This is a genomic window from Vibrio sp. 11-4(1) (genome assembly GCF_013048625.1).
Classification (GTDB): Bacteria; Pseudomonadota; Gammaproteobacteria; order Enterobacterales; family Vibrionaceae; genus Vibrio; species Vibrio diabolicus.
In genome coordinates, this window is the sequence record NZ_VHSY01000015.1 from 59619 (window position 1) to 67142 (window position 7524).

The 7524-nt window shown below is 46.7% G+C and carries 6 protein-coding genes and 3 tRNA genes; 5 read left to right on the forward strand and 4 right to left on the reverse strand.

The genetic code is table 11. The features are described 5' to 3' along the window. Window positions 1-88: 88 nt before the first annotated feature. Window positions 89-1621, forward strand: coding sequence for a 2,3-bisphosphoglycerate-independent phosphoglycerate mutase (gene gpmM, locus FKN16_RS21790; RefSeq protein ID WP_085344378.1), 1533 nt, complete (start codon window positions 89-91; stop codon window positions 1619-1621). 82 nt (window positions 1622-1703) lie between these two features. Here gpmM and FKN16_RS21795 read toward each other — a convergent pair whose 3' ends face one another. The 4 genes from FKN16_RS21795 to rsgA all read right to left on the reverse strand — a co-directional run bounded on the left by FKN16_RS21795 (window position 1704) and on the right by rsgA (window position 6345). Beyond that, window positions 1704-2591: a DMT family transporter gene (locus FKN16_RS21795; RefSeq protein WP_085344377.1), complete on the reverse strand. Its 888-nt coding sequence runs from the start codon at window positions 2589-2591 to the stop codon at window positions 1704-1706. Between the two features lie 132 nt (window positions 2592-2723). Then, on the reverse strand, window positions 2724-4139 hold the full coding sequence (locus FKN16_RS21800) for an SLC13 family permease (RefSeq protein ID WP_012841332.1): 1416 nt from the start codon (window positions 4137-4139) through the stop codon (window positions 2724-2726). Between the two features lie 167 nt (window positions 4140-4306). After that, window positions 4307-5164: an archaetidylserine decarboxylase gene (gene asd / locus FKN16_RS21805; RefSeq protein WP_005395389.1), complete on the reverse strand. Its 858-nt coding sequence runs from the start codon at window positions 5162-5164 to the stop codon at window positions 4307-4309. Between the two features lie 116 nt (window positions 5165-5280). Further along, window positions 5281-6345 carry a small ribosomal subunit biogenesis GTPase RsgA gene (gene rsgA, locus FKN16_RS21810; protein WP_065646956.1) on the reverse strand — a complete coding sequence of 355 codons (1065 nt, stop codon included), beginning with the start codon at window positions 6343-6345 and terminating at the stop codon, window positions 5281-5283. Between the two features lie 127 nt (window positions 6346-6472). Here rsgA and orn point away from each other — a divergent pair, with 127 nt between their 5' ends. The 4 genes from orn to FKN16_RS21830 all read left to right on the forward strand — a co-directional run bounded on the left by orn (window position 6473) and on the right by FKN16_RS21830 (window position 7475). Then, the gene (gene orn / locus FKN16_RS21815; RefSeq protein ID WP_170903525.1) at window positions 6473-7018 is read left to right on the forward strand and encodes an oligoribonuclease; all 546 of its coding nucleotides are present in this window, start codon (window positions 6473-6475) and stop codon (window positions 7016-7018) included. Between the two features lie 156 nt (window positions 7019-7174). After that, window positions 7175-7250 (forward strand) — tRNA-Gly (locus tag FKN16_RS21820). Between the two features lie 42 nt (window positions 7251-7292). Continuing rightward, window positions 7293-7369: transfer RNA gene (locus tag FKN16_RS21825), tRNA-Met, on the forward strand. A gap of 30 nt (window positions 7370-7399) precedes the next feature. After that, window positions 7400-7475: transfer RNA gene (locus FKN16_RS21830), tRNA-Gly, on the forward strand. The last annotated feature ends 49 nt before the right edge of the window (window positions 7476-7524 follow it).

Consider the following 7524-nt stretch of genomic DNA (forward strand, 5'->3'; position numbering starts at 1 on the left):
AGTAAAATTACGCTAGTTTTGTTTCAAGGTTAGATAGGGCAGCGAGGCCCTACGCCAAAAGTTACTTAAATTTGATGAGGTCATCACTATGTCAGCTAAGAAGCCACTGGCTCTAGTTATCCTTGACGGTTACGGTTACCGTGAAGACACAGCAAGTAACGCAATTGCGAATGCGAAAACACCAGTAATGGATGCTCTGATTGCGAATAACCCACACACTCTAATCTCTGCTTCAGGCATGGATGTTGGCCTTCCTGATGGTCAAATGGGTAACTCAGAAGTTGGTCACACTAACATTGGCGCAGGTCGCGTTGTATACCAAGATCTAACTCGTATCACTAAATCAATCGCTGACGGTGAGTTCGCTGAAACACCAGCGCTTGTTGAAGCAGTTGATGCTGCTGTTAAAGCAGAGAAAGCGGTACACATCATGGGTCTGATGTCTCCAGGTGGCGTACACTCTCATGAAGACCATATCTACGCAGCGGTTGAAATGGCAGCGGCTCGTGGCGCTGAGAAAATCTACCTACACTGTTTCCTAGACGGTCGTGACACGCCACCACGTAGTGCAGAAAACTCGCTACAACGTTTCCAAGATCTATTCGCGAAACTAGGTAAAGGTCGTGTTGCTTCTCTAGTAGGTCGCTACTACGCTATGGACCGTGACAACAACTGGGATCGCGTTCAAGTTGCTTACGATCTTCTGACTCAAGCGAAAGCTGAGTTCACAGCAGAAACCGCCGTTGCTGGTCTAGAAGCCGCTTACGCTCGTGAAGAGAACGATGAGTTCGTGAAAGCGACAGCCATCAAAGCGGCAGGCGAAGAAGACGCAATCATGCAAGACGGTGATGCGGTTATCTTCATGAACTACCGTGCTGACCGAGCTCGTCAAATCACTCGCGCATTCGTGCCTGACTTTGATGGTTTTGAGCGTGCGGTATTCCCGGCAGTTAACTTCGTTATGTTGACTCAATACGCGGCAGATATCCCTCTAGCAATCGCATTCCCACCAGCGTCTCTAGAAAACACGTACGGTGAGTGGCTGTCTAAGCAAGGTCAAACTCAGCTACGTATCTCTGAAACAGAGAAATACGCGCACGTAACGTTTTTCTTCAACGGCGGTGTTGAAAACGAATTTGAAGGCGAAGAGCGCCAGCTTGTTGCTTCTCCAAAAGTAGCCACTTACGACCTTCAGCCAGAAATGAGCTCCCCTGAGCTTACAGAGAAACTGGTTGCGGCGATCAAGTCTGGTAAGTTCGACACTATCATCTGTAACTACCCGAACGCAGATATGGTTGGTCACACTGGCGTTTACGAAGCAGCTGAGAAAGCAATCGAAGCGCTAGATGAAAGTGTTGGCAAAGTAGTTGAAGCAATCAAAGAAGTTGGCGGTCAGCTACTGATCACTGCGGACCACGGTAACGCAGAAATGATGGTTGACCCAGAAACGGGTGGTACTCACACAGCGCACACTAACCTACCGGTTCCTCTTATTTACGTAGGTGATAAAGCGGTTGAGTTCAAAGAAGGCGGCAAACTGTCTGACCTTGCACCAACCATGCTTTCTCTAGCAGGTCTAGAAATCCCAGCAGAAATGACGGGTGAAGTGCTAGTTAAATAATTAACTAACTGCTCAGAATGACAAAAGCCCGAGTTTAAACTCGGGCTTTTTTGTATCTGGCAACAAGGGCTGGTCTGTAAGGTTATTGAACCAAAATGCCAGCACCAATCACAGCTAGGGCTGCGCCCAACCATGCAAATCGGTTTGGTCGGCGTTTAGTGTAAATCCAGAGTAGCGGTAGCAACATAATTGGCGTGGTTGAAGATAGCAGTGCAACCATACCTACATTTCCTTCTTGCAGTGCGTATAAGATCAGCGTCATGCCGACGGCCATCGCCAAGAAACCGTTAAGCGCAGTAATACCAAATATTCGCCAAGTAATGTGTTGTGTCGAGCGAGCGATTTTGACCCCCAGAACTAACAACATGCTGTGGGCGAAAAATGCACTGATCATTCGAATAGCAGAAGCCGCAACGGGGTCAATGCTGGTTTGCATTACTGGCTTGGCGATGATGCCGCCCAATGCTTGGCACATTGCTGCGGTTAAGCCAAGTCCAATGCCCACCCAGATGTTACCTTTAATGTCTTCCAAGACGTTATTCACTTGGCCTCTTCGACCAAAGAATATCGCCATCACCACGCCGCTAAATACCAATGATGCGCCCAGTAGTTCTATTGTGGTCATGACTTCACTAAATAAGAAGTAGCCCAAAATGGCCGAGAATACCGCATGGCAGGAAAACAGTAGTCCGGCTTGTCTTGGTCCCATACGATTCAAGCACGCAAACAGAGCGGTATCACCGATGAAAATTCCAATCAGACCCGACGCCATCATGGGCGTTACATGTTCCCAAGAAACCGTTAACCAGCCGCCAGTTATCCAGGCCATTGTTGATAAGATCACGGCCGTACAGCCCATGCGCCAGCGGCTGTAAGAAAAAGCGCCTAGGTGTTGTGCAGGAATGACAGAAATAAGGCTAGAAACTGCCCACAGAAAAGCGGCACATAAAGCAAGCCATTCGTAACCCATGATGTGTCGACGTCCTTGTAGAGTAGAGGAGTCTTAATATGCACGAAATTTAATGGATGTAAAAGCTGCTCTGTGAGGGCAATAGCTGGCGAACAGCTCCATGACAACAAGCTCTGTCACGGAGCTTATCGATTAAAACAGCACCAGAACTGCGCCATACACGATAAATAGACCAATCAAACCAAGAATCAGCCCCACTTTCGCCATGTCTTTGCTCTCGATTAGGCCTGTTGAATAAGCCAAAGAGTTTGGTGGCGTGGAAACCGGTAATATCATGCCAAGTGATGCGGAGAATGCGACGACAACCAGTAAACCTTGTAGGCCACCAACCGCAATAAGGCTTGGCATGGATGTACCAATAGCGGCAGCAATAGGCATTAATAAGTTTGCCGTTGCGGTATTAGACATAAAGTTCGCCATTAACCAACATACTACCGATAGGGCAAAGACAACGGCAAATGGTGATAGTAAGCTGTAATCAATGGCGTGTGCCAATGCTTCGGCTAAACCCGTTTTGTCTAAGGCAATACCAATTGCGATACCACCAGCAACCAGCCATAGCACGTCCCAGTTAATCAGCTTGAGTTCTTCTTTTCCCATAATGCCCGTTAAGGTGAACACCGCAAGCGGGATAATCGCAACAACATACGTGTTCATGCCGTGCACTTTTGTCGTCATCCAAAGCACAATGGTTAGTGCAAAAGTGATGTAGACGACGATCGCGCGCCAGCTCTTTTTGAACGTACCATCCAGCTTTAGTTTCATTTCTGGTTCGCTGGACGGAAACAGCTTCTGCAACAAAAACCAAGCAACAGTGAGTTGTATCAGCACAAATGGTAGGCCCATTGTCATCCAAGATAGGAAGTCTATGGCGTTTTCTCCGGTGAGGTATTGGAGCGCTATTGCGTTAGGTGGCGTGCCTATCGGAGTTGCAATGCCGCCAGTATTCGCGGCAATTGGAATGCACAGCACCAGCGCTTTAATCCCTAGATCCCCTTTAGGTGCAGAAGCGACGATTGGACCGAGCAGCGCCAACATCATGACCGTCGTGGCAGTGTTGGACATGAACATTGAAAAAACGGCGGTAATGAGCATCAAACCCAGCATGATGAACTTAGGTTGTGTGCCGAATGGTTTTAGTAGTACTCGGGCGAGATTGTTGTCGAGTTCGTATTTGGAAGCCGCGATGGCGAGGGCAAACCCACCCATAAAAAGAATAATGATCGGTGAAGAGAAGGCAGAGAAAATATCAGTGTAAGCAATTAACTCTCCTAAATCATGCCCCGCTGGTGGATTGCGAAATAGATGCAAACCTTTATCCGATATCATGATCAGTTCAAGAGCGATAATAAGAATGGACGTAGCAAAAACGGGTACCGGCTCAAGAACCCAAAGTAGGGCAGCAAGAAGAAAAATAGCCAACAGACGATGCTGAATTAAAGTAAGATCATCAATAGGAATAGCATCAATCGGCATCATCAAAACACCGAGCGGAATTAAAAAGCATACCAGCAATTTCGCCAGCGTGTTTACACTCATCTTTGGCATTGGCTGCCCCTCTAAATATTCATCCTAAGCGCAGGATAATTGATTGTGGAATGAAGGTCTTAGAGGCAGGTATGAGTTTGAGAAATAGAGGCTAAATTTTGAACGGAATTTTGCTTTTTATCAATAAAAAGAGCCCTTGAGAAAGGGCTCTTTTAACGGGGTTTTGTTTATTTTTTCAAGGCGTAAGGTGTGCCCATTACGGTTGGCTTACCGTTTTCCATGCTTGCGTCAAACTCAATCGCGTCTTTGGCAAATAGGTTAATAACAGTAGAGCCCAGTTTGAAGCGGCCCATCTCTTCGCCTTTTTTCAAGATCACGGCCTTGTCACCCTCAGCTGGGTAATCCCATTTGTAGACAGTATTGCCACGAGGCGGAGTGATCGTGCCAGCCCATACTTGCTCAATGCTACCTACGATGGTTGCGCCAACAAGCACTTGTGCCATAGGACCAAACTCAGTGTCAAAGATACACACCACACGCTCGTTACGTGCGAATAGATTTGGAACGTTTTCTGCCGTAAGTGGGTTTACCGAGAACAGGTCACCAGGCACGTAAATCATTTGGCGCAGTGTGCCGTCACACGGCATGTGTACACGATGGTAATCGCGCGGAGACAGGTACAGCGTGGCAAAAGATCCATCTTTAAATTCGTTTGCTAAATTCGCGTCACCGCCCAGCAGTTCTTGCGCTGAGAAGTGATGACCTTTTGCTTGGATAAGTTGACCATCTTCAATAGGGCCAAATTGGCTAACACAAGCGTCGGCTGGGTGAGTGATGACGTTTTCGCCCTCAGAAATTGGGCGTGCGCCCTCTTTTAGCTCACGAACGAAAAACTCGTTGAACGTTTTAAAATGCTTAGGATCTGAGTGCTTCGCCTCATCCATGTTCACATTGTATTGTTTGATAAACCAACGAATAACTGCTGTTGTTAGACCGCCAGCTTTTGCTGAAGCCAGTTTACCCATTAGGCGAGTGAGGCCGTGTTGTGGGATCCAGTACTGCAGTCCAACTTTAAACTTGTCCATCTTTAATTCCGATACTTCTGTTAGATTCGCGCTTTAGGGCGCGTGATGTTACTGAAATTTAATTTGCTTGTCAGTATTAGGTGAAGACTTTTTACACAGTTACAGTCTTAACTTAATTACAGATCGGCTTTCTTATTGCGTGAATACTGACGGTTTGCTTTGTTTTCAACCATGCTTTCCAAAATGCGATGGTAGTTTTCAAAGCGAGTTTCGTTGATTTCCCCTTTCTCAACAGCTTCACGTAGAAGGCAGCCAGGGTCGTCATTGTGCTTACAATCTCTGAACTTACAACCGCCTAAGTATGGTCGGAATTCAACGAATGCTTTCGTTACTTCTTCTGCTTCCAAATGCCAAAGCCCAAATTCACGCACTCCAGGCGAGTCGATCAAGTCGCCACCCGTCGGAATATGATACAAGCGCGCTGCTGTCGTGGTGTGTTGGCCTAAACCTGAGTTCTCGGAAACTTCGCCTTCTTCCACCTCGCTCTCTAGTTCCGGCATTAACGCGTTGACTAAGCTGGATTTCCCTACGCCTGATTGACCAACAAAGATATTAATTCGGTCACGCAGCAGGGTTTCTAGTTCAGCAATGCCTTCTCCAGACTTCTTGCTGACCAGAAGCACTTTATAGCCAATGCGTTCATATTCTTTGAGCCATTCTTCATACATTACACGATCATCGGCTTCTAGAAGATCGACTTTGTTTAAGACCAGCAATGGTGCGATATTCAGTGTTTCTGATGCTACGAGGTAACGGTCAATAATATTCAGTGATAGCTCGGGCAGTACCGAGGAGACAATGACCATTTGATCAATATTGGCAGCTACGGGCTTTAGGCCATCGTAGTAATCTGGACGAGTGAGCACTGAAGAACGAGGTTCTACCGCTTCAACAACGCCAGAAATGCCAGCCATAGACTCCAAGCCTTCGCGCCATAAAACTCGATCGCCAGATACTAAAGATTCGATACCACGGCGAAGGTTACAGCGTTGAATCTCGCCTGTTTCAAGGTCTTCAATATCCGCGTGCTGGCCAAAACGAGTGATCACTAGACCTTGTTTGCTTGCGCCTAGCATGTTTTCATCCCACTGGATGGACTCTTCTTGCTTTTTTAAACGCTTTTGTTGGTTGCTGCGTACGCGTCGCACTTGACCTTTGGTTAACTTTTTCTTCTTTGCCACAATTCTGTACTTTATGTGAATTTACTCAAATGGTTGAGCCGTGATCTTGGCTCTGCGTGAGTATCGTGTTTCCCGTATTTTGAGGTATAGTACCTCTTTTATCGATAAACAAATAGGCGGCGTAACCATGTCCTTTAGCGATCAAAACCTAATTTGGGTTGATTTAGAGATGACAGGGCTTGATCCTGAAACGCACAAAATCATTGAAATTGCTTCTATTGTCACGGATAGCGAACTAAATATTTTAGCTGAAGGTCCAGTATTAGCGATTCATCAGCCGGAAGAAGAGCTAGCGAAAATGGACGATTGGTGCACCAATACGCATACGGCAAGCGGCTTGGTGGAACGCGTTCGCAACAGTAAAATCTCAGAACAAGATGCGGTCTCACAAACCATTGAATTCTTAGAAAAATGGGTGCCGAAAGGGGCGTCGCCAATATGTGGTAACAGCATTGGGCAGGATCGTCGCTTCTTGTACAAACACATGCCGGAATTAGAAGAGTTCTTTCATTACCGATATGTTGACGTCAGCACTCTTAAAGAATTGGCGCGTCGTTGGCAACCTGAAGTATTAAATGGGTTCACAAAACAGGGAACACATTTGGCCTTGGACGACATTCGCGAGTCGATTGCAGAACTTAAGTACTATCGTCGTACTATTTTCAAGATTTAACTGTTAAGGTTGCGATCCAAATTGTTGTAATTTATATCGCTTTTGATTGCTTTTTCATCGTTCAGTAAAAAAATAAAGTTTTTTTGAAGGAAGGACTTGCATCACAAAAAAATGCTCTTATAATTCGCAGCCCTAAACAGCGGAAACGTTGTTGATGCGACACTAGCTCAGTTGGTAGAGCGCAACCTTGCCAAGGTTGAGGTCACGAGTTCGAACCTCGTGTGTCGCTCCAGTTTTATAGTTCTCACGGTACTTAACGGTGACACAATACGGACGCGGGGTGGAGCAGCTTGGTAGCTCGTCGGGCTCATAACCCGAAGGTCGTCGGTTCAAATCCGGCCCCCGCAACCAAATTCTATTAATAGCGACTGCTGTTAATATGCGACACTAGCTCAGTTGGTAGAGCGCAACCTTGCCAAGGTTGAGGTCACGAGTTCGAACCTCGTGTGTCGCTCCAGTTTTATAGTTCTCACGGTACTTAACGGTGACACAATACGGACGCGGGG

Bases quoted from the DNA above. Each gene is read 5' to 3' on its own strand.
- asd (WP_005395389.1), bottom strand. From the start codon at position 5,164: ATGGACAAGTTTAAAGTTGGACTGCAGTACTGGATCCCACAACACGGC.
- FKN16_RS21800 (WP_012841332.1), bottom strand. From the start codon at position 4,139: ATGCCAAAGATGAGTGTAAACACGCTGGCGAAATTGCTGGTATGCTTT.
- gpmM (WP_085344378.1), top strand. From the start codon at position 89: ATGTCAGCTAAGAAGCCACTGGCTCTAGTTATCCTTGACGGTTACGGT.
- FKN16_RS21795 (WP_085344377.1), bottom strand. From the start codon at position 2,591: ATGGGTTACGAATGGCTTGCTTTATGTGCCGCTTTTCTGTGGGCAGTT.
- orn (WP_170903525.1), top strand. From the start codon at position 6,473: ATGTCCTTTAGCGATCAAAACCTAATTTGGGTTGATTTAGAGATGACA.